Below are 21,335 nucleotides of genomic sequence, written 5' to 3'. Positions count from 1 at the left end.
GCGCCACAGGTGAATCGGTCGCGCATATGGGGCATGAAATCCGGGATTGCCAACCATGAGGCGGCAATCGGCGGCTCAATTGAGCAACAGACGCCAGGTGCCGAGCGCGCGTATGTCGCGGACGTCAGCAGTTCCCGCCATGCCGAAGCGCAAATGGGAACGCGCTCCGTTCCGTTCGAACCCGAAAGTCAGCAGCGGGTCGAAGCCGCCCGAGAAATCCAAGCGGCGGTCGGTAAAGAGCAGCGACCGACTCGCCAGATCGTAGCCCGACCCGACAGTGTAAGTGCCCTTGCCCGAAACAACCGCCAGCGGCTGCGCCACGCCGAAGCGCAACAGGCCGCCAAACGCCCGCCGGCTCGCGGTGAGGCCGAAGCGGTTGGTGACGAGAGTGCCGGCCCGCGTCAGCAGCATGTCGTCGGCAAGCTTCAACCGGGTCGTGCCAAGGCTGGCATAGCCGCCCAGGCTCCATGCACCGAGCGGGACGTTCTGCGCGACTTCAAGGAACGCCGTGCGCGCGCCGTCGCCGAAGCGCAAGGCCCCCGATCCGGTGGGCGTGCCGTACACCGTGCCGCGCTCGTCGAGCAGGCCCGCCTTCACGCTGGAGCCCGCCTTGCGCCAGGACAGGACCGCCCCGTTCGCCGAACCGTAGTCTTCCCGCCCGCCGATCACCGAAAGCCCGGCCATGCCCCCGGCAAGCGGATGCTCGGCGCCGAAGGACAAGCTGGCGACCGGGGAATAAGCAAGGACCACATCCGAACTCGGCGCGAGGCCCATGAATTCGCTCGCAACGCTGTCATTCGAATGGAGGGCGGCGGTCAGCCAGGTTCTGCCCGCTCGCACCGAGACCTGCCCGTTGGTGAGCATGGTACGCACTTCGCGCTCACCCGGCCCGACCTTGACCGAGGTGAAGCCGGCGCTCGCGCTCATGTCGCGCGTGGCAAGGCTGGCGCTGCCGGCCCCGGCCTGGACGCGCACGCGGCGCTCCATCGAGAAACGATCGACCCTGGGCGTTGCAACGAGGCCCGAAAGGTCCCCGCTGAAGTCGCGCCCAAAGGCATCAAGCACCGTGACGCCGCGCAGCGCCGCGCCCCTGATGCCCGTGACATCCACGGCCTCCGGGACGATCATGACCGCCCCGCCGACGGAACTCTGGGTCACGCCGTTGGACAGCATCGGATCGACGGGAGCGAGCGCCGCGCGCACGTCGATCAGGCCGCGGCCGAAGACCGGATCGACACCACGGTCGCCGATATCGCGCGCGGTGTTGACGATGACCTGCCCCGCCTCGATCCCCGAGAGCTGCGGCCACTTGCTGAGGATCAGCGCGGCAAGGCCACTGACCTGCGGCGTGGCGGAACTGGTGCCGGCGAACCACACGAGCGAACCATCGACGTCCTGAGAAGCATTGGTCCCCATGGCCGCGACGCAATTGTTCATGGCCGTCGTGCCGCACTGGTTCGAATAGTCCGTCAGTTCGTAGCTGGTCTGCGTACCTTCCAGCGCGACGACGAACAGCCAGCTTTGCGAATTGGTCGAATCGAGGTCCAGATAGCCCACGACATTGGCGCCGCTTTCGTTTCCTCCAGCATTAACGAAAAGGCCGCCGGTGGCCTGGTAATCGCCGACTGCTCGGGCGATTCCGGAACTGCGCACTTCGGGATCGAGCTTGGCGATCGAGGCGTTGATCACCTTGATACCCTGATTGCCGGCATAGGCGATGGCCTGCGCCATGCCGATACCCAGTGTTTCCTGCTCCTCCGGATCGGTCGCATCCAGGTCGATCTCGCTGATACGAAGCGCGACGATCTCCACACCGGGCGCGATGCCCTGCACTCCGGTGCCGTTGTTCGCCGCCGCCAGCACGCCGGCCACCATCGTTCCGTGATCCGAATAGTCGTCACCTATCACGTTGCGCTGCGTGGTGACGCCGTTTTCGGTGACCGTTCCGTAGTCGCGGCTGAGGCTGGAGATCCTGCCCTGCAGTTCGGACACTTCCTTGACGCCGTCATCGAGCACGGCGACCTGCACGCCCTGCCCGGTCCAGCCGTTGTCGAGCGCGTAGAGGGCATTGACGTATTCGAACGAGACGTAGTTCTGCCGATACTCCGTGTCATCCTCGCTCGAACGCGTCCGCTGCTGGCTCTGCGGCGTAATGACAAAGCCCGGCGGAGGAGCGGGAGTGGGGGTTGGAGTTGGAGCGGGAGTTGGCGTGGGACTTGGTGTCGGTGCCGGCGTCGAATTGACGCTTTCCCCGCCGCCACCGCCGCATCCGCCAAGCGCCATGGCCAGCGCGCTCGCCATCGCGCAATTCCGTACTGATCCTGAAGGCCACGCCATGGCCCGCGCCCCTGTTTCCAGCAGAGCTCCACGGCCCGAATCCGGGAAGCTCCGCATGACTCTATTCCGCAATGCTCTCTACGTCGCCAATTCTTGCCGGATCCTGAAGAGGCGAATCTGCGTTACGCGCAGAATCGGGGCAAAACGGGGTCAGCCGATGCCCGCTGCCTCCAGCAGCGCCTCGGTCGAGGGGTCGAACGTGGTGTCACCCTTCTCGATCTCCCTGGCGATCTCCTTGCCCAGTTCGACGCCGAACTGATCGAAGGGGTTGATGCCCATGAGCACGGCATTGGCGAAAGTGCGGTGCTCGTGGAAGGCGATCAGCGCGCCGAAGGTGGCCGGGCTGACGTCATCGAGCAGGATCGTCGCGGAGGGCCGGTCGCCGGGATAGGCGCGCGCCGGATCATCGCTCGCCTTGCCCGCCATCAGCGCGGCGCCTTGCGCGAAGCAGTTCGACAACAGGATACGGTGGTGCGCGGAGTCCAGATCATGCCCCGGCACGATCGAGGCGATGAAATCGACGGGTACGAGATTGGTGCCTTGGTGCAGGAGTTGGAACACCGCGTGCTGGGCATCCGTTCCCACCCCGCCCCAGGTGATCGGCGCCGTCGGCCCATCGACCGGCAAGCCGTCCGCCTTCACGCTCTTGCCGTTCGATTCCATCTCCAGCTGCTGGAGATAGTCGGGCAACAGGCCAAGCCGCTCGTCATAGGCGAAAACGGCCCGCGTCTGGCAGCCGCGAAGGCGCGTGTAGTACTGGTCGGCAAAGGCCGCGCGCAGCGGCAGGTTCGCCCTGCCGTCGGTATCGCGGAAATGCCGGTCCATCGCCGCGGCGCCCGCCAGCATTTCGGCGAAATCGGGCCAGCCCAGCGCCATGGCGACGGGGAAGCCGATCGAGGACCACAGCGAGTAGCGCCCGCCCACGCTTTCGGCGAACGGCAGGACGCGCGTCTCATCGACGCCCCATTCCATCGCCTTTTCGGGCGCGGCGGTCAGCGCGACGACGCGGCCGTAGGGATCGTCGACGCCGTTCTCCTTGAGCCATTCGATCGCGCTTTCGGCGTTGGTCATGGTTTCGATCGTGGTGAATGTCTTGGAAGCGATCGCCAGCATGGTCGTCTGCGGATCGCAGGCAGCGAACACCTGCTCCAGCGCGCAGCCATCGATATTGGAGACGACGTGGACATCGACCATCGCCCCTTCGCGCGCGAGCGCGTCGATCGCCAGCGCCGGACCCAGCGCCGATCCGCCTATGCCGATGTGAATCAGATGCTTCACGTCCCCCATGGCGCCGCGGTGGATAGCCTCGACGATCGCCGCCATGCGGTGATGGCACTCCTGCGCCAGCGCGACGCTTTCTTCCTTGCCCTCGCCGCGCTGGGCGGTGTGCTCGGCTGCGCGCCCTTCGGTGGGATTGACGACCTCGCCCGCGAACAACGCCGCGCGGCGGCCCGAAAAGCCCGTCGCCTCCGCCAGTTCCTCGAACAGCGCGATGTGCGCGGCATCTAGGTGGGTCTTGGACCAGTCGAAACGGGCACCGCTGGCCGCCTCCTCGTCGCCAAGCTCGAACCGTGTCGCAAGAGCGTCCAACCGCGCCGGATCGGCCGCAAAGAGCTCGGCCAGCGTGGGCTTCGCCAGCCCTTTCAGCTTTTCCCAGACCGCTGCACTCATGTTACGCTCCTGATTGGGTAAATTTTGCGGCGTTATGCATTTTGCGCCTGCGAAGTCCAAGCGCGTTCTTCGTCGCCCCACCGCAGTTCTCGAACGGGATCGCACTTGACGTAACGCCGCGCGGGCAACATGGGTTCGCCCATGAGCGATACGAACAGCGACGCCGCCACGCCGGCCACCGAATCGACCGCCAGGGAGCCCGCCGCAGCGCCGAAGAAGGACGAGAATTTCTTTTCCTTCCTGCTCTGGCTGATCCTGATCGTGGTGGTTCTGCGCAGCTTCATCATATCGCCATTCAACATTCCCAGCGAATCGATGCTGCCGCGCCTGCTCAACGGCGACTATCTCTTCGCCACCAAGTGGTCCTACGGTTATTCGAAGTACTCGCTGCCCTTCAGCCTGCCGCTGATTCCCGGCCGGGTCTTCGCCAGCCAGCCCGAGCGCGGCGAGATCGTGATCTTCAAGGCCCCTCCGGGCAACGATACCGACTACATCAAGCGCGTGATCGGTCTGCCCGGCGATGAAGTGCAGATGCGGCACGGACACGTCTGGCTCAACGGTCAGCCTATCCCGAAAGTACGCATCGCGGACTTCGTTCTGCCGGTCACCCCCAATACCCGCTGCTACGCGCCCGAATTCGAGGGCACGGACAAGCAGGGCAATCGCGTCTGCAACTATCCGCAGTTCAGCGAAACCCTGCCCAACGGCACCAGCTACAACGTGCTCGATCTGGGGACTGCGCCGCAGGACGATACCGACGTCTACATTGTCCCCGAAGGCCACATGTTCCTGATGGGCGACAACCGCGACAACTCCATGGACAGCCGCTTCCCGGCGGTCGAGGGCGAGGGGATCGGCATCGTACCACAGGACAACCTCGTGGGCCGCGCCGCGATCATGATGTTCTCGACCAATGGCTCGGCCGAATGGTTCAAGCCGTGGACCTGGTTCACCGCCGCCCGCTGGAACCGCATCGGCGGGATGCTCTGATCTTGCTGGAAGACGCGACCCGCGCCTTCATCGCCGACGCGACGGGCAACCAGCCCAGCGACGAAACGCTGTGGCTGGCCGCCCTCACCCACGGCAGCACCGGCGAGAAGAACAACTACGAACGGCTGGAATTTCTCGGTGACAGGGTCCTCGGCCTCGTCGTCGCCGAATGGCTCTATCAGACCAGCGCGGAGCCCGAAGGACAGCTCTCGCAGCGTCTCAACGCGCTGGTCAGCCGCGCCATGTGCGCGCAGATCGCCCGCCAGATCGGCCTCGGCCCGCACATGCGCCTCGGAAAGCAGGCGCGCGACGATGGCGGCGTGGACAGCGACAACATCCTTGGCGACGTGATCGAGGCCCTGATCGGCGCCTGCTTCACCGAGCGCGGCTTTGCCGGCGGGCGGGACATGGTGAGAAAGCTCTGGGCCGATGCCATGCAAGGCAAGACCGGCAAGCGCAAGCACCCCAAGTCCGCGCTGCAGGAATGGGCTGCGGGCAATCGCCGGCGTATGCCGGAATACCGGCTGGTAGAACGCGCCGGTCCCGATCATGCCTCGCAGTTCACGGTCGAGGTCTCGGTGCACAACGTCGGCAGCGCGCAGGCCACTGCCTCATCCAAGCAGGACGCCGAAACCATGGCCGCCGAAGAATTCATGAGGAAGTTTGCATGATCCTTCGACAAACTCAGGATGAGCGGAAGGCAGGAACAATCGCATATCCGCTCGTGCCGAGCCGATCGAAGCTCGCTGGCACCCAACCCCGGTTCAGGATTCTTGACCTATGACCGAAAAATGCGGTCTCGTCGCCGTGATCGGCGCACCCAATGCAGGCAAGTCCACCCTCGTCAATGCGCTGGTCGGCCAGAAGGTGGCGATCACTTCGGCCAAGGCGCAGACCACGCGCGCGCGCCTGCTGGGCATAGCGCTAGAGGGCGAGACCCAGATGATCCTTGCCGATACGCCGGGCATCTTCGCCCCGCGCCGCCGGCTGGACCGCGCCATGGTCGCCGCCGCGTGGGAAGGCGCCCAGGAAGCCGATGCGATCCTGCTCGTCGTCGATGCGGTGAAGCAGCGGCGCCATGAACTTGAGCCGCTGCTGGAAACGCTCAGGGAGCGGCCCGAGCGCAAGTTGCTGGTGCTCAACAAGGTCGACGCCGGCGCCAAGGAAACGCTTCTCGTCCTGGCGGAGGACCTCATCGGCAAGGCCCCCTTCGACGAGGTGTTCTATGTCTCGGCGCTCACCGGAGACGGCGTTCCCGAACTCAAGACCCGTCTTGCGGAGATGATGCCCGAAGGCCCGTGGCACTACCCCGAGGATCAGGTCTCCGACGCCTCGGAACGGCTGCTCGCGTGCGAGATCACGCGCGAACAGCTCTACCGGCAGCTCCACGAGGAACTGCCTTACGACAGCGCGGTACGGCCTGAATCCTACACTCAGCGCAAGGACGGCTCGGTCGAGATCCGTCAGCAGATCGTTGTCGCGCGCGACAGCCAGAAAGCGATCGTGCTCGGCAAGCGGGGGGCGAGGATCAAGGCGATCGGCGAGGCCGCTCGTAATGAACTTGCACAAGTGCTCGGACAGAAGGTTCACCTCTTCCTCCACGTCAAGGTCGAGGAAAACTGGGCCGAGGCCCGCGACATCTACGAGGAAATCAGACTGGACTGGGTGAAATGAGCAAGACCGCCCTTTACGCGAAGACCGCCGCCATGCTGCTGCTGGGCGGTTGCATCATGCCTGCCGCGGCTTCCGCTTCCGGGAAACCGCCGGCGCAGGCAGTGGTCGCGGCGCAGGCGCCTGAAGCGGAAAGCGCGAAAACGGTTGAAGAGAGCCTGCTCGGCGCACGCTACGTGGCAATCGGTTCCTCCTTCGCCGCCGGGCCGATGCTGCCGCCCGCCAAGCCCGGTGCTCCACGCCGCTGCGGGCAGAGCATGAACAATTACCCGACACTGCTCGCCGAGCGCTTCGGCATGCTCCTGGTCGACCGGACCTGCTCGGGCGCCCGCACCGATCACGTCCTCGGCCCCTGGAACGATATTCCGCCGCAGATCGAGGCGGTGGATGCGGCGACCCGTCTCGTGACGGTGACCATGGGCGGCAACGACCTCAACTATATCGGAGACCTGTTCTCCGCGACCTGCGCCATGAGGGCCAAGGAAGCCGCGACGACAGGCCAGCAGCAGGCCAAGCCCTGCGGCGCGGTCCGCGTTCCCGTCGATGCGGACTATGCGCGCGTGGAAGCCCGGCTCAACGAAATCGCCCGCCGCGTCCGCCTGGCGGCGCCAAAGGCGCGACTGGTCTTCGTCCAGTACCTGACCCCGCTGCCCGCAAAACTTTGCGCCGTTACACCAGTCAGCGAGCAGGATGCCGCGACCGTCCGCCGGATCGGCACCCGCCTGGCCGAGATCACCGGCCGCGTGGCGCAGCGCAACGGCGCCATCGTCGTCGAGATGAACCAGTCTTCGGCCACACACACACCCTGCGATGCCGAACCCTGGATGATCGGCTCACCGAAGGGCTACGACGGCAAGCAGGGCCAGCAGTGGCACCTCAACCTCGCCGGCATGAAAGCCACGGCGGATGGTATCGCCTATTGGCTGACAGAGAGCGGGTTGACGCCGGGCACACCGCAGCAGACGGCGCCCGTGGCGACGCCGCTCAAGCCGGGCGTCCCGACGCCGGACGCCCAGGCACCGGCCAACGATGCGACGGCCGATAATGCGCCGGCCAGCGGGGCACCCGGCACCGGCACCTGACCCGCTTCGCCGGAAGTCAGCGCAGCTTCGAAATCGTCATGCCATGCTGGCGAGCCGCATCCCGCGTCGATTCCTCGGTGCGATTGAGCGCCTTGGCGATCTCCTTCAACCCCTTGCCCTTGCCGGCGAGCGTCTGCAGCTTTTGAAGCTCCTCCGGCTTCCAGGGTTGCTTGTGCTTGGCGATCTTCTGGCTCATTCGGCGGCTTCCTTCGCGGCCGGCTTTTTCTTCGCCGCGGCCTTCTTGGCCGCCGGCTTCTTGGCCGGAGCCTTCTTCGCACCCTTCTTCTTTGCCGGTCCCTTGGCCGCCTTGTCGTCGATCAGGCGGACGGCATCTTCGGCGGTCACATCCTCGGGCTTCATCGTGCGCGGAAGCGTGGCGTTGGTCGTACCGTCGGTGACGTAGGGACCATAGCGACCGGCAAGAACCCTGATCTCGCCGCCGCTGGTCGGATGCGCGCCGAGCACCTTGATCGGCTCCGCCTTGACCCTCTGCCCCCGGCCGCCGCCGTTGGCCGCCTCCGCCAGCAGCGAAACCGCCGCGTTCATGCCGGTCTCGAAGACATCGGCCGTGGAACGCAGCTTGGCGTACTTGCCGTCGTGCATGAGGTAAGGGCCATAACGCCCTATGTTTGAAACGATTTCCTTGCCGGTTTCCGGGTGCGAGCCGACTTCGCGCGGCAGGCTGAGCAGCTTCAGCGCCCATTCCAGGGTCAGTTCGTCGATGTCCTTGGGGATGGAGGCGCGCTTGGCCTCCTTGCCCTCGCCGAGCTGGATATAAGGGCCGAACCGGCCCACCCGGCGCGTAATCTCCAGCCCAGTTTCAGGGTCCTTGCCGAGTTCGACGTCGTTCGCCGCCTCACCGCCATTGCCCCCCGGTTGCGCGAACTTGCGGGTGTACTTGCACTCCGGGTAGTTCGAGCAGGCCACGAAGGCACCATAGCGGCCGCCGCGCAGTGACAGGCGGCCCTCACCGCATTTGGGGCACTGCCGGGGGTCGGAACCGTCCGCGCTGGGCGGAAACAGGTAATCGGACAGGAACTCGTCCAGCGCCTCGGTCACTTCCGAGGGCTTGCGTTCCATGACTTCGTCGGACTTGGGCTTGAAGTCGCGCCAGAAGGCCTCAAGCAGCGCCTTCCACTCGTGGCGGCCGCCCGAGACATCGTCGAGTTCCTCCTCCATTTCGGCGGTGAAGTCGTAGGCGACGTAGCGCTCGAAGAAGCGTTCGAGAAACGCTGTAAGAAGCCGGCCTGATTCTTCTGCGAAGAAACGATTTTTCTCGGTACGAACGTAGTTGCGGTCCTTGAGGACCTGGAGCGTCGCCGCATAAGTCGAGGGGCGACCGATCCCCAGTTCCTCGAGCCGCTTGACGAGGCTCGCTTCCGAGAAGCGCGGCGGCGGCTGGGTGAAGTGCTGCTCGGCGGTGGCGTCCTTCTTCGCGGGCGCATCGCCGTTTCGCATCAACGGCAGCAGGCCGGACTCGTCGTCATCGTCCTTCTGGTCGCGCCCTTCCTCGTAGACCGCGAGGAAGCCGGGGAACTTTACCACCTGGCCGGTCGCACGCAGTTCGTTGCGCCCGGTGCCGTCGCGCAGCGTGACGGTCGTGCGCTCGAGGCTGGCCGAGGCCATCTGGCTCGCCATGGCGCGCTTGAAGATCAGATCATAGAGGCGCGCTTCATCGCCCGAACCGTAGCGATCCTTGGTAAACTCGGTGGGGCGGATCGCTTCGTGCGCCTCCTGCGCGTTTTTCGCCTTGGTCGAGTAATGGCGCGGCTGTTCGGGCACGTAGTGGCCGTCATAACGCTCCGAAATGGCCTTGCGGCAGGCGGATATGGCCGAGGGGTCCATCTGCACGCCGTCGGTACGCATGTAGGTGATCGCGCCTGCTTCATAGAGCGACTGCGCCACGCGCATCGTCTGGCTGGCCGAGAATCCCAGCTTGCGCGAGGCTTCCTGCTGCAATGTCGAGGTGGTGAACGGCGGCTGCGGATTGCGGCGATGCGGTTTGGTCTCGACATTCTCGACCTTGAACGCGCCCGCCTCGACGGCGGCCTTGGCGCGCATCGCGGTCCCCTCGTCGCCGAGGCTCAGCCGGTCGAGCTTCCCGCCTTCGAACGTGACGAGCTTGGCCGTGAATTCGGTGCCGTCCTGCTCCATGAGCGCGGCGACGGACCAGTATTCCTGTGGCCTGAACGCCTCGATCTCGCGCTCACGGTCCACGATCAGGCGCAGCGCCACCGACTGCACGCGTCCCGCCGACTTGGCGCCGGGCAGCTTGCGCCAGAGCACCGGCGAGAGCGTGAAACCGAACAGGTAGTCGAGCGCGCGGCGGGCCAGATAGGCGTCGATCAGATCCTGATCGAGCTCGCGCGGGGCCTGCATCGCCTTGGTCACCGTATCCTTGGTGATGGCGTTGAAGGTCACGCGCTGGACGTCCTTGGGCAAAGCGCGGCGCTTCCGAAGCAGCTCCTGCACATGCCACGAGATCGCCTCGCCCTCGCGATCGGGGTCGGTGGCGAGGATCAGGCGGTCGGCGCTCTTGGCGGCATCGGTGATCGCGCGGACCTGCTTCTGCTTGTCGCCATAGAGCTCCCAGTCCATCTCGAAGCCCTCGTCGGGGCGGACAGAGCCATCCTTGGGCGGAAGATCGCGAACGTGACCGTAACTCGCGAGGACCTTGTAGTCCTTGCCCAGGTACTTCTCGATGGTTTTCGCCTTTGCCGGCGACTCTACGATAACAAGCTGCATTTGAGACTTTCGATGACCCCTCACGCGTACGCACGTACGCNCCCCCCCCCCCCCCCCCCCCCCCCCCCCCCCCCCCCCCCCCCCCCCCCCCCCCCCCGCGTGGCGCAGGAGCCTGCCTGCGATCTCCAGCTCCAGCAGCGCCAGTTGCACCGCCGCCGCGCTCTCACCCGATTGGCGGATCAGTTCGTCGACCGGAACCGGGGCGGAAGTCAGCAGTTCGGCAATCTCCGCCGGTTCATGTTGGCCGGGATCGTCGGGCACGAGCCATTCGGTCGCGGCATCGCGGAAGATCGAGCGCGGGGTACCGTCGAAGGCGGAGAGAAGTTCGACGACATCATCGGCGCTCTGCACCAGCACGGCGCCGTCGCGGATAAGCTGGTTGCAGCCCTGAGAGCGCGAATCGAGCGGTGAGCCGGGAACGGCCATGACTTCGCGCCCCATTTCTCCCGCGAGCCGGTGATCAGCGAGCCGGACTTCGGCGCGGCCTCGACAACCAGCGTTCCCGCCGCAAGGCCGGCGATGATGCGGTTGCGGGACGGGAAATGGCGGGCCAGCGGTTCGGTGCCGGGCGGCTGCTCGGCGATCAGCAGGCCCTCCTCCGCGACCTGCTCCTGCAGTTCTGCGTGCTCGGGCGGGTAGGCGATGTCGATCCCGCAGGCGATCACGCCGATTGTCGATCCGCCCGCGCCGTCCGCCGACAACGCTCCCCTGTGGGCAGCCCCGTCGATACCCCGTGCCAGTCCGGAAACTACCGTCAGCCCGGCATCGGCGAGCCCCACCGCGAAGTCGCGTGCCAGCTTCACCGCAGCCGCCGAGGCATTGCGCGCGCCGACCACGGCCACGGCCGGCCGCAGCGCCAGCGCCGTATCGCCGCGCACGGTCAGGATCGGCGGGGCGCCGTCGGCTTGAGCCAGCAGCGGCGGATAGTCCGGCGAATCGTGGAAGAGATGACGCGCGCCTGCCCGGCGCACCGCCTTGATCTCCTCATGAACCCGGCGCTCAGGAGCAGCCGCATAGGCCTTCCGGCCCGCCCGCCCGGCCAGATCGGGCAAGGCATCCAGCGCCGCGCGGGCATCGTCGAAGCGGGCAAGAAGCTGTGCGTAAGTGACCGGACCGACGTTGGGCGAGCGCAGAAGGCGAATGCGCGCGAAAGCTTCCTCCTGTGCCAGGCTCTCCGCCAGTGCCGCGCCGCTCATCGACGCGGCCCCGTCAGGATTTCTTGCCCCCGACTTTCGGTTCGGTGCCGGCACGCAGGCGGGCAATGTTCTCGCGGTGCTGGAACAGGACAATCGCCGCGATCACCGCAAGCACCAGCGCCGGGCGCTGCTCGCCAAGCGTCAGCGCGACCAGCGGCGCGACCAAGGCTGCGCTCATGCCCGCGACCGAGGAAATCCGCGTCGCCAACAGCAGGCCGATCCAGGTGGCGGCATAGGCCAGCCCCGCCGGCCAGGCGAGGCCGAAGGCGATCCCCGCGGTCGTCGCCACGCCCTTCCCGCCCCGGAACTTCAGCCAGATCGGAAAGCAATGGCCGAGGAAGGCGCCCAGCGCGGCAAGCCAGCTCCAGTCCGGCCAGACCTGCGCCGCGATGAGCACGGCCGCCAGCCCCTTGAGCAGATCGAGCAGCAGTGTCGCCGCCGCCAGCCCTTTGCGACCGGTGCGCAGCACGTTGGTGGCGCCGATATTGCCCGATCCGATGCTGCGCAGGTCGCCCGCGCCGGCAAGGCGCGTAATGATGATGCCGAAGGGTACAGAGCCGAGCGCGTAGCCCAGTGCCAGTGCGAGAATCCACTCCATTCGCCTCCCTTAGCCGTTTGCTCTGGAATGGCGAAGTCTAGTTGGTCTTTTCACGAAGCTGGCGTTAACAGGTCGCAAGGTTCAGGGAAAAGCGATGTATTCCGACAATGCCAGCACCGATTCCACCGCGGCCCGCGCGCACCGGATCGACCCTGCCGCGCCGGTCCTGCTGTTCGATTCGGGCGTGGGCGGGCTCACCGTGCTGGAAGAACTGCGCAAGCTGCAGCCCGGAATGCCGGTGATCTATGCCGCCGATACCGCCGGCCTTCCCTATGGTTCCAAGACCGAGGCACAGGTCGCCGCCCGTGTCGCCGGGCTTCTCGGGCGCATGACCGAGCGGTTCCATCCGCGCCTGGTCTGCATCGCCTGCAACACGGCCTCCACGATCGCGCTCGGCATGGTGCGCGAGGTGCTCGAAGTGCCGATCGTCGGCACCGTGCCCGCGATCAAGCCGGCCGCGACGCTGACCGAAACGGGCGTGATCGGCCTGCTCGGCACCGAGGCAACGATCCGCCAGGCCTATGTCGACCGGCTGGAGCACGAGTTCGCCGCCGACAAGATCCTGCTGCGCCATGCCGCGCCGGGGCTGGTCGAAGCCGCCGAAGCCAAGCTGCGCGGCGAGCCGGTCGATCCGGCGGTGATCGCGCAGGCCGCGCAGGCACTGCGCGCGCGGCCGCACGGGGACAGAATCGATACCGTAGTGCTCGCCTGCACGCACTTTCCGCTGCTGGAGGCGGAACTGGCCGAGGCCTTCGGGCCGGGCGTGCGCTTCGTGCACGGCGCCGCGGGAATTGCCCGGCAGATCGCGCGGTTGACGGAAGGGCAGGAATGCGCCCGCAAGGCCCCTGACCGGGCGCTGTTTACCGGCTCGGGGGGAACCGTCCCGGAAGCCTACCGGACAGTGCTGGCGCGGTATGGCTTACAGGATGGCGGGCGGTTCTGAGCCTGCCCGGCCGGCCGTTCGTTGCATGCGTTGACAACAATCAATGCGCCGATGAACCCCATTTCTGATATGACGGCCTTCAGGGGAGTGACTGCCATGACCGACGGGCACAATCGGATTGTTACGGATAAGCGACTGGTCATGCCCCGAAGTATAATGTAAACGGCCGCCAATCATGGGCCAGAAGCCCGGATATAGGGTAACGCAGGACGCAGCCTACGTGAACTACGAGCACATTTTCGACCAGGCAATCGAACGCCTGCATTCCGAAGGCCGGTACCGCGTCTTCATCGATATCCTGCGCAACCGGGGCGCTTACCCCAACGCGCGGTGCTTCGCCGGCCACAATGGCCCGAAGCCGATCACCGTATGGTGTTCCAACGACTATCTCGCGATGGGCCAGCACCCCAAGGTGATCGAAGCCATGGAGGGCGCGCTGCACGACGTCGGCGCCGGCTCGGGCGGCACCCGCAACATCGGCGGCAACACGCATTACCACATCGAGCTGGAGCGCGAACTGGCCGACCTCCACGGCAAGGAAGGCGCCCTGCTGTTCACTTCGGGCTATGTCTCGAACGACGCGACGCTTTCCACGCTCGCCAAGCTGCTGCCGGGCTGCGTGATCTTTTCGGACGAGCTCAACCACGCCAGCATGATCGCCGGCATCCGCAATTCGGGCTGCGAGAAGAAGGTCTTCCGCCACAACGACCTTGAACACCTTGAGGAGCTGCTGGCCGAAACCGATCCGGCGGCGCCCAAGCTGATCGCCTTCGAATCGGTCTATTCGATGGACGGCGACGTCGCCCCGATCCATGCGATCTGCGACCTGGCGGACAAGTACAACGCCCTCACCTATATCGACGAAGTCCACGCGGTCGGCATGTACGGCCCGCGCGGCGGCGGCATCACCGACCGCGACGAGGCCGCGCACCGCATCGACATCATCGAAGGTACGCTGGGCAAGGCCTTCGGCGTCATGGGCGGCTACATCGCGGCCGACCAGAAGGTGATCGACTGCATCCGCAGCTATGCGCCGGGCTTCATCTTCACCACCTCGCTATCGCCGGTGCTGGTCGCGGGCGTGCTGGCCTCGGTCAGGCACCTCAAGGCGTCGAGCGAGGAACGCGAGGGCCAGCAGGCTTCCGCCGCCCTGCTCAAGCAGCTGTTCCGCGACGCCGGCCTGCCGGTGATGGATTCGACCACGCACATCGTGCCGCTGATGGTGGGCGATCCGGTCAAGGCCAAGAAGATCAGCGACATCCTGCTCGCCGAATACGGCGCCTACGTGCAGCCGATCAATTTCCCGACCGTCGCGCGCGGCACGGAGCGACTGCGCTTCACGCCCGGCCCGGCGCATACCGAAGCAATGATGCGCGAGCTTACGGCTGCGCTGGTCGAGATCTGGGAACGACTGGAGATGCGGCTGGCGGCTTGAGTCTTTAGCGGGAAATTTACATCATCCCCGCTCGTTAAAGGCGGCTGGCAGTAGAGCGCCATCGTCAAACCGGGGCTCATCGATGTTCAAGCGTCGCGGCACAATCACTCAATTATCAATTGTGTGTCCGACACATCGACCTGGTTGATTTCCAATGCGTGGTCATTCTGCACAAAAGTGATTTGCAGACCCCACTGATTGGTGTCCACCTCTGAGCCAGCAGGATCTTTTGCAACCGCAATCTCCATGCATTCGCGCGGCTTGGAAGCAGTGCAATTCGAAACTCGCATAATCGCTCGCGGATTGATGTCCGAGACGGTTCTGCGAACGTCCTGCTCGCAAAGCGGTCGCGACAACTCCCCTCGGGGGAATGGCTCACATGTGAGAGTGAACGGCAACTCCCCCTGTCGCCTCGCCGAGGCCACGACGCTGTCTGCCAAACGCGCAGCGAGATACGCCTCTGAGGGTTCAGCTAAAAACCACCATCCAAGATCACGTCGGGCTGCGCAGGCTTCGGTGAGCCGAATTCGGTACGCGTTAGGCCAGGGCTTCGGCATTGGCGCAACGCTGCCCGCTACCCCATTCAGCGTTTCCCTCCATCCGATACGCACCACTTCCTCTTCGCGCTTTCCCCAGCGCAGAATCACGTAAAACGGCCTAGTTTGGCACATTCCCGGGTCGACACCAGCTCGCGCCACCGGGAAAAATCCATGCACCTCCTCTTGGCGAAACACACTGAAGACTTTCCGATGTGCTACAAACTCGGCAACTCGGCTCCCGATCATCTCATCTGCAGAACTTTGTAGACGCGCGCCTTCATAACGTTCGTAGGGGTATTCGCCGTTGGGCGTCGGCGGCGGCAATATTTTGTACTGACTGCCAATGAAGGTCGCTTTGCTATCCACAGTACCCGCGGCGGAGGTATAAACCTCAAATGCCCCGCCACACGATGAAATAGAGATAGCGGCAAGAATTACTGATGAAAACGTCCAGAACTTCAAGGCACAACCTTTCCCCGAGCGGCTTAATACGACAATAGCAGGCAAGGCCGCCGATCCAACCCATAGCCACTATGTCAGAGTGAGCCGACATCAGCCCCTCAGCTCACGATCCGCATGCTCTGGTTCGCAGCCCGCGTGAAAGAAAAACCCCCCGCCAGCCCACAGCCAGCGGAGGGTCCTTCATTCCAATCGCCGCGCTCAAATCAGCGCAGCGACACCACGTTGTCCGAAACGCGCGGGTCCTTGCGTTCGCCGGTGTAGAGGCTTGCCATCGGTTCGTCGGCGACGGTCACGGCATCGCCCTGGCCGAAGCCGTTGAAGGCGGTGCGCATGGCCGCGCCGTAGGCGCCGAGCATGCCGACCTCGATCCAGTCGCCCGCCTTGATATCCGCCGGCAGCATGAAGGGGCCCTCCATGAAGTCGGCATCGTCGCAGGTGGGGCCGTAGAACGAGTATTCCTGCAGCTCCTCACGCCCGAACGAGCCATTGTCGTTGCTGCCGTCGCGGGCGATGTGCCTGACCGGGAAGCGCCAGGCGACGTGGGCCGCGTCGTAGAGCGCGCCATAGGCGCCGTCGTTGATGTAAAGCTCGTCGCTCCGGCGCTTCTCGACCTTGACGATCAGCGAGTTGTACTCGGCCGACAGCGCCCGGCCCGGCTCGCACCACAGCTCGGCGTTGTAGGCAATCGGCAACGCCTCGAAGTGGCGGTGGATGATCGCGAAGTAGTCCTCCAGCGGCGGCGGCTCCATGCCCGGATAGACCGAGGGAAACCCGCCGCCGACATCGATCATGTCGATGACGACGCCGGCGTCGGCAATCGCGGCGCGCACGCGCTCGAGCGCCTGCACATAGGCGAACGGCGTCATCGCCTGCGAACCGACGTGGAAGCACAGGCCCAGCCAGTCCGCCACCTGGCGGGTCGCCTGCAGCAGCGGCGCGGCGTCGGCAAGGTCGATACCGAACTTGCTGGCAAGGCTCAGCTCCGAATAGTCGGAGGAAACGCGCAGGCGCACACAGAGGCGCAGGTCGGTGGCGAGATTGCCTTCGTCATCGGCGGTCGCGGCGAGGATCTTTTCCAGTTCCTCGAGCGTGTCGAGGCTGAAGGTGCGCACGCCGTGGTCGCGGTAAGCCTCACGGATGGCGCTCGACGTCTTGACCGGATGCATGAAACACAGCGTGGCCGTGGGCAGCACGCCGCGCACCATGCGCACCTCGGCAATCGAGGCCACGTCGAAATGCGTGATGCCGTTGTCCCACAGGATTTGCACGAGATCCGCGGACGGGTTCGCCTTCACCGCATAGAGCGACTTGCCCGGAAACTTCGTGGCGAAGAATCGGGCCGCGCGCGCCGCGGCGTGCGGACGGTTCAGGATAACGGGTTCGTCGGGCGCAAGGGCGCGAACTACAGCCGGTGCGTCAGGGTGAATGTGCAACTCAAGGGACCCCCAATCGGTGTGTTAACAACAAAGCTGCCTTGCGGTTTGGAAGTCCCCATGGGGCAGCGAGGGGCGGGATATAGGCTTGCGCACATGAATCGCAAGCAAAATTCCGGCGGTTTCACAAAAACGACAGGTAGGGTTTCCAGCCCTGCTCTGCAGGGTGGGACGCTACGAGAATTCTCCGTGATTTCCGTACCTTGATCAGAGCAACCTCTCCGCGATCAGTGGGCAAGAGCCATGCATGCGGCCTCCGTCCGTGTTTCCCGCGCAGCTCATAGCAGAAACGTGCCCCGGATTCGAATCGGTATGACCGCCCGCCCGATGGATCGGGCCCCTCTTGAGACCGCCCGGCATCAGCTCAGGCGGCCGCGAAAATCCTCGTAATCGAACTTGCGGATACATTCGAGCGAATCGGTTTCCGAATCCCAGAGCCAGATCGAGGGCAGAGGAACGCCGTTGAACGTCGTCGTCTTGACCATCGAATAGTGCGCCTGATCGAGGAAAGCGAAGCGCACGCCCGGTTCGGCCGGCACCGGCAACGCATAGTCGCCGATGACATCGCCCGCGAGGCACGAGGGTCCGCCCAGACGCACCCTGCCCCCTTGCGCCTCGTCGACAAGAATGTCGTCGTCGATCACCTGCTCGCCGAGCATGGCCGGGCGATAGGGCGCCTCGATCACGTCGGGCATGTGGCAGGTGGCGGAAACGTCGGTCACGGCAACGGGCATGCCGTTCCAGCCCACATCGAGGATCGTGCCGACGAGGATTCCGGCATCGAGCGCAACGGCCTCGCCCGGCTCGATATAGACTTCGGCCCCGGTGTCCTCGGCCATGTCGCGCAGGAACTCGACCAGTTCCTCGCGCTGGTAATCGGCGCGCGTGATGTGGTGGCCGCCGCCGATGTTGATCCACCTGAACTGGCCGAAGTAGGGCTCGAGATAGTCGAAGGCCTTGTCCCAGGTGCGACGCAGCGGCTCGAAGTCCTGCTCGCACAGAGTATGCATGTGCACGCCGTCGATCATCTCGACATGCTCGTCGGCAAGCTGGTCGATCGGAAAGCCGAGGCGCGAATGCGGCGCGCACGGATCATAACGCGGCACCTCGCCTTCGGGGTGCAGGGGATTGAGCCTGAGGCCGATATCGAAATCGTCGCCGCGCGCGCGGGCCGCCTCGATGACCGCCCGGCAGCGCTCGATCTGCTGCGGCGAATTGAAGATCACATGATCGGACAGGCGCAGGATCTCGTCGAGTTCGTCGGGCTTGTACGCCGCGCAGTACGTCGCGATCTCGCCGTCGTAGAACTCCGAAGCGAGCCGCGCTTCCCACAGGCCCGAGGTGCATACGCCGTCGAGATATTCCCCGATGATCGGCGCGGTCGACCACATCGAGAACGCCTTGAGCGCGGAGAGCACCCTGGCGCCGGACCGCTCGCCGATGTCCTGCAGCACGCGCAGGTTCTCGCGCAGCTTCGCGGCATCGACCACGAAGGCGGGGCTGTCGACACGCGACAGGTCGAAGTGGGCAAAGGCGCCCGGGTCGCCGGCTCTGGTTTCCATCGTAACTCCCTCTCCCTTCAGGAGAGTCATCGCGCCTGTGTGGAAGCGCACTTCGCCAAAGTCGTCATGCTGAACGTGTTTCAGCATCCATTGTGCCGCTCAGATCATTGGTTTGAAGCGAGACATGGACCCTGAAACAGGTTCAGGGTGACGATGTAGGATGAGTTCGGAGCATTGCGATGCCGCACCGCGTCACAATGTCCCCTTTCTGATCAAAACGGCAGCGGCCCGTCCAGTTCCTCCACCGTCCACGGCAGGCCCTGCTCATTCAGCATCGCCATGAATGGATCGGGATCGAACTGCTCCATGTTGAACACGCCGTCCCCCTTCCAGGCGCCGGTCAGCATCATGGCCGCGCCGACCATCGCCGGGACGCCGGTGGTGTAGCTTACGGCCTGGTTGCCGGTTTCCTCGTAGGCGTCCTCGTGGTCGCAGATGTTCTTGATGTAGAACGTCTTCTCGCCGCTGCCATCGAGCGCCTCGCCGGTGGCGATGTCGCCGATGTTGGTCTTGCCCCTGGTCGTCGGCCCCAGCGAGGCAGGCTCGGGCAGCACGGCCTTGAGGAATTGCAGCGGGATGATCTCCACGCCGTTATACATGACCGGGTCGATACGGGTCATGCCGACGTTCTGCAGCACTGTAAGATGCTGGATATAGGCATCGCCGAACGTCATCCAGAAGCGCGCGCGCTCCATCTCGGGCACGAACCTGGCGAGGCTTTCCAGTTCTTCGTGATACATCATGTACATGTTCTTCGGGCCGACCGCCTCGAAATCGAAGCTCTGCTTCGTGCTCATCGCCGGAGTCTCGACGAACTGACCGTTCTCCCAGTGGCGCGCCGGCGCGGTCACTTCGCGAATGTTGATCTCTGGGTTGAAGTTCGTCGCGAAATGCTGGCCATGATCGCCCCCGTTGCAGTCGAGGATGTCGAGTGTGCGGATCGTCTTGAGCTTGTGCTTCTTGAGCCACATCGCAAAGACGCTGGTCACCCCCGGATCGAAGCCCGAGCCGAGCAGCGCCATCAGGCCGGCTTCCCTGAAACGATCCTGATATTCCCACTGCCACCTGTACTCGAACTTCGCGACGTCGCGCGGCTCGTAGTTGGCGGTGTCGAGGTAATTCACGCCGGTCGCCAGGCAGGCGTCCATGATCGCCAGATCCTGATAGGGCAGCGCCAGGTTGACGACGAGTTCAGGGCCGATCGACCGGATAAGCGCAGAGGTTGCCTCCACGTCGTCGGCGTCGATGGCATACGTGCAGATCTCGATCCCGGTGCGCTCCATCACCGATTCGGCGATCGCCTCGCACTTCGAAACCGTGCGGCTGGCCAGATGGATATCGCTGAAGATGTCGGGATTCATCGCCATCTTGTGGACCGCGACCGAGCCGACGCCGCCCGCGCCGATCACCAGAACCTTGCTCACCGACTTTCTCCTTCAAATCGCCCGGCGCGCGGCGCCGCGCGAACATGCACGAATGGCCGCATATAGAATGCCTGTATGACAACTCAACGCCGTTCCGGCGCCGCGGTGCCCCATGCCGGCAGGACGCCCTGTCCCACCCGACCGTCAATCGCGTTCGAGCACGCGTGTCGATCTCAACAAACTGTAGCGCTCGGCGGAGGGATTCCCGCTCGGTCATTCAGATGGCGCACCTCTCCCGTTGAGGTTACAGGGCTAACATGGCATTGACTTCACAGCGCAATCCAACCGCACAGGGCGTCGCCCTCGCCGCGCGCAAGATCGCCGAAATCCTGGCGCCTACCCCGCTGCTCCCGCTCGAAGTCGACGGGCAGACGGTGTGGTGCAAGGCCGAGTGCCTGCAGCCAGTCGGCGCGTTCAAGATCCGGGGCGCCTGGCATCGGCTCACCGCGCTTTCGCAAGAGGAACGCGCTCGCGGCGTCGTGGGCGTGTCGAGCGGCAATCATGCGCAGGGCGTGGCCTGGGCGGCGCGCAAGCTGGGCATTGCCGCGACCATCGTCATGCCTGGCGATGCTCCGCAAGTAAAACTCGACCGAACCCGCGAACTGGGCGCGGAAGTGGTGCTCTACGACCGCCCTGGCGGCGAGGACCGCGACGAAGTGGCGAAACGCGTCACCCGCGAACGCGGCGCAACGCTCGTCCACGCCTTCGGCGACCCTTGGATCATCGAGGGACAGGGTAGCACCGGCATAGAGATCACAGCGCAGATGGGCCGTCAGCCTGACCTGATAGTCACGCCCTGTGGCGGCGGCGGGCTGACCGCCGGCCTTGCCCTCGCCTGCCCGGAGTCCGCGATCATCCCCGTAGAGCCCGAAGGCTGGGACGACGTGCGCCGCAGCCTCGAAGCCGGAACCATCGTCCCCGTCGCCGGCGACGCCCCGGCGACCGCCTGTGACGCCTTGCAGACCCCCTCGACCCATCCGATCAATTTCGAAGTGCTGAAGGCGCGCTGCCCGTTCGGCCTTGTCGCCGCCCCGGCGGAGATCCGCGCGGCGCAGCGTCTCGCATTCGAGCGCCTGCGTCTGGTTCTCGAGCCCGGCGGCGCGGCGGCGCTGGCGGCGGTCCTTGCCGGGAAAGTGGAGCTGCAAGAACATACCGCCGTCGTGCTTTCGGGCGGCAACACCGACGCGAGAAGCTTTGCGGCGGTCCTGACCGGCGCCGATTGACAACCGTCATTTCGAAGCCGACGC

The 21,335-nt window shown here is 65.1% G+C and carries 16 protein-coding genes and 1 pseudogene; 7 read left to right on the top strand and 10 right to left on the bottom strand.

The genetic code is table 11. From position 1 onward, the window contains the following. Positions 1 to 75 precede the first annotated feature (75 nt). Both IEX32_RS10425 and pgi read right to left on the bottom strand, forming a co-directional pair. Complete coding sequence (locus IEX32_RS10425) at positions 76 to 2,301, bottom strand: S8 family peptidase (RefSeq protein ID WP_229736309.1); 2,226 nt, start codon at positions 2,299 to 2,301, stop codon at positions 76 to 78. 186 nt (positions 2,302 to 2,487) lie between these two features. Beyond that, positions 2,488 to 4,008 (bottom strand): glucose-6-phosphate isomerase, encoded by a 1,521-nt coding sequence (gene pgi / locus IEX32_RS10420; RefSeq protein ID WP_188771186.1) that lies wholly within the window; start codon positions 4,006 to 4,008, stop codon positions 2,488 to 2,490. Positions 4,009 to 4,149: 141 nt separating this feature from the next. On the opposite strand from pgi, the gene lepB reads away from it, so the two are divergent. The 4 genes from lepB to IEX32_RS10400 all read left to right on the top strand — a co-directional run bounded on the left by lepB (position 4,150) and on the right by IEX32_RS10400 (position 7,751). Continuing rightward, positions 4,150 to 4,998, top strand: coding sequence for a signal peptidase I (gene lepB / locus IEX32_RS10415; RefSeq protein ID WP_188771184.1), 849 nt, complete (start codon positions 4,150 to 4,152; stop codon positions 4,996 to 4,998). A 2-nt stretch (positions 4,999 to 5,000) separates the two neighbouring features. After that, positions 5,001 to 5,669 (top strand): ribonuclease III, encoded by a 669-nt coding sequence (gene rnc, locus IEX32_RS10410; protein WP_188771182.1) that lies wholly within the window; start codon positions 5,001 to 5,003, stop codon positions 5,667 to 5,669. A gap of 109 nt (positions 5,670 to 5,778) precedes the next feature. Further along, complete coding sequence (gene era, locus IEX32_RS10405; RefSeq protein WP_188771180.1) at positions 5,779 to 6,672, top strand: GTPase Era; 894 nt, start codon at positions 5,779 to 5,781, stop codon at positions 6,670 to 6,672. After that, on the top strand, positions 6,669 to 7,751 hold the full coding sequence (locus IEX32_RS10400; RefSeq protein WP_188771178.1) for an SGNH/GDSL hydrolase family protein: 1,083 nt from the start codon (positions 6,669 to 6,671) through the stop codon (positions 7,749 to 7,751). Before era ends, IEX32_RS10400 begins: the two co-directional genes overlap by 4 nt. Before the next feature lie 16 nt (positions 7,752 to 7,767). On the opposite strand, the gene IEX32_RS10395 is transcribed toward IEX32_RS10400, so the two are convergent. The 4 genes and pseudogenes from IEX32_RS10395 to plsY form a co-directional block, all read right to left on the bottom strand. Continuing rightward, positions 7,768 to 7,947 carry a hypothetical protein gene (locus tag IEX32_RS10395; RefSeq protein ID WP_188771176.1) on the bottom strand — a complete coding sequence of 60 codons (180 nt, stop codon included), beginning with the start codon at positions 7,945 to 7,947 and terminating at the stop codon, positions 7,768 to 7,770. Next, positions 7,944 to 10,496 carry a type I DNA topoisomerase gene (gene topA / locus IEX32_RS10390; protein WP_188771353.1) on the bottom strand — a complete coding sequence of 851 codons (2,553 nt, stop codon included), beginning with the start codon at positions 10,494 to 10,496 and terminating at the stop codon, positions 7,944 to 7,946. The genes IEX32_RS10395 and topA overlap by 4 nt, the downstream gene beginning before the upstream one ends. Before the next feature lie 90 nt (positions 10,497 to 10,586). Next, positions 10,587 to 11,692 (bottom strand): annotated as a pseudogene (gene dprA / locus IEX32_RS10385) (DNA-processing protein DprA); the annotation flags it as partial. Between the two features lie 13 nt (positions 11,693 to 11,705). Beyond that, positions 11,706 to 12,290: a glycerol-3-phosphate 1-O-acyltransferase PlsY gene (gene plsY, locus IEX32_RS10380; RefSeq protein ID WP_188771174.1), complete on the bottom strand. Its 585-nt coding sequence runs from the start codon at positions 12,288 to 12,290 to the stop codon at positions 11,706 to 11,708. A gap of 94 nt (positions 12,291 to 12,384) precedes the next feature. Between plsY and murI the strand changes: the two genes are divergently transcribed. Together murI and hemA are read left to right on the top strand one after the other, a co-directional pair. After that, a complete protein-coding gene (gene murI, locus IEX32_RS10375) occupies positions 12,385 to 13,233 on the top strand; it encodes a glutamate racemase (RefSeq protein WP_188771173.1) in 849 nt (282 codons plus the stop codon). Positions 13,234 to 13,453: 220 nt separating this feature from the next. Then, positions 13,454 to 14,668, top strand: a complete 1,215-nt coding sequence (gene hemA, locus IEX32_RS10370) for a 5-aminolevulinate synthase (RefSeq protein ID WP_188771351.1) — start codon at positions 13,454 to 13,456, stop codon at positions 14,666 to 14,668. 104 nt (positions 14,669 to 14,772) lie between these two features. Here hemA and IEX32_RS10365 read toward each other — a convergent pair whose 3' ends face one another. The 4 genes from IEX32_RS10365 to IEX32_RS10350 form a co-directional block, all read right to left on the bottom strand. Then, the gene (locus IEX32_RS10365; RefSeq protein ID WP_188771171.1) at positions 14,773 to 15,669 is read right to left on the bottom strand and encodes a hypothetical protein; all 897 of its coding nucleotides are present in this window, start codon (positions 15,667 to 15,669) and stop codon (positions 14,773 to 14,775) included. Positions 15,670 to 15,872: 203 nt separating this feature from the next. Then, complete coding sequence (locus IEX32_RS10360; protein WP_188771169.1) at positions 15,873 to 17,102, bottom strand: type III PLP-dependent enzyme; 1,230 nt, start codon at positions 17,100 to 17,102, stop codon at positions 15,873 to 15,875. 359 nt (positions 17,103 to 17,461) lie between these two features. After that, positions 17,462 to 18,664, bottom strand: a complete 1,203-nt coding sequence (locus tag IEX32_RS10355) for a carboxynorspermidine decarboxylase (RefSeq protein ID WP_188771167.1) — start codon at positions 18,662 to 18,664, stop codon at positions 17,462 to 17,464. Between the two features lie 212 nt (positions 18,665 to 18,876). Further along, positions 18,877 to 20,088, bottom strand: a complete 1,212-nt coding sequence (locus IEX32_RS10350) for a saccharopine dehydrogenase family protein (protein WP_188771165.1) — start codon at positions 20,086 to 20,088, stop codon at positions 18,877 to 18,879. Positions 20,089 to 20,345: 257 nt separating this feature from the next. Here IEX32_RS10350 and IEX32_RS10345 point away from each other — a divergent pair, with 257 nt between their 5' ends. Beyond that, a complete protein-coding gene (locus tag IEX32_RS10345; RefSeq protein WP_188771164.1) occupies positions 20,346 to 21,311 on the top strand; it encodes a threonine ammonia-lyase in 966 nt (321 codons plus the stop codon). Positions 21,312 to 21,335 lie beyond the last annotated feature (24 nt).

The organism is Novosphingobium endophyticum (genome assembly GCF_014640675.1).
GTDB lineage: Bacteria > Pseudomonadota > Alphaproteobacteria > Sphingomonadales > Sphingomonadaceae > Novosphingobium > Novosphingobium endophyticum.
Note: the sequence above shows the minus strand (reverse complement) of the source record. Positions and strands in the feature narration are given on the sequence as shown.

What these genes read in the sequence shown, in the direction of transcription:
- IEX32_RS10345 (WP_188771164.1), top strand. Translation starts at nt 20,346, where the DNA reads ATGGCATTGACTTCACAGCGCAATCCAACCGCACAGGGCGTCGCCCTC.
- plsY (WP_188771174.1), bottom strand. Translation starts at nt 12,290, where the DNA reads ATGGAGTGGATTCTCGCACTGGCACTGGGCTACGCGCTCGGCTCTGTA.
- murI (WP_188771173.1), top strand. Translation starts at nt 12,385, where the DNA reads ATGTATTCCGACAATGCCAGCACCGATTCCACCGCGGCCCGCGCGCAC.
- IEX32_RS10400 (WP_188771178.1), top strand. Translation starts at nt 6,669, where the DNA reads ATGAGCAAGACCGCCCTTTACGCGAAGACCGCCGCCATGCTGCTGCTG.
- era (WP_188771180.1), top strand. Translation starts at nt 5,779, where the DNA reads ATGACCGAAAAATGCGGTCTCGTCGCCGTGATCGGCGCACCCAATGCA.
- IEX32_RS10355 (WP_188771167.1), bottom strand. Translation starts at nt 18,664, where the DNA reads ATGGAAACCAGAGCCGGCGACCCGGGCGCCTTTGCCCACTTCGACCTG.
- IEX32_RS10395 (WP_188771176.1), bottom strand. Translation starts at nt 7,947, where the DNA reads ATGAGCCAGAAGATCGCCAAGCACAAGCAACCCTGGAAGCCGGAGGAG.
- topA (WP_188771353.1), bottom strand. Translation starts at nt 10,496, where the DNA reads ATGCAGCTTGTTATCGTAGAGTCGCCGGCAAAGGCGAAAACCATCGAG.
- IEX32_RS10425 (WP_229736309.1), bottom strand. Translation starts at nt 2,301, where the DNA reads ATGGCGAGCGCGCTGGCCATGGCGCTTGGCGGATGCGGCGGTGGCGGC.
- pgi (WP_188771186.1), bottom strand. Translation starts at nt 4,008, where the DNA reads ATGAGTGCAGCGGTCTGGGAAAAGCTGAAAGGGCTGGCGAAGCCCACG.
- lepB (WP_188771184.1), top strand. Translation starts at nt 4,150, where the DNA reads ATGAGCGATACGAACAGCGACGCCGCCACGCCGGCCACCGAATCGACC.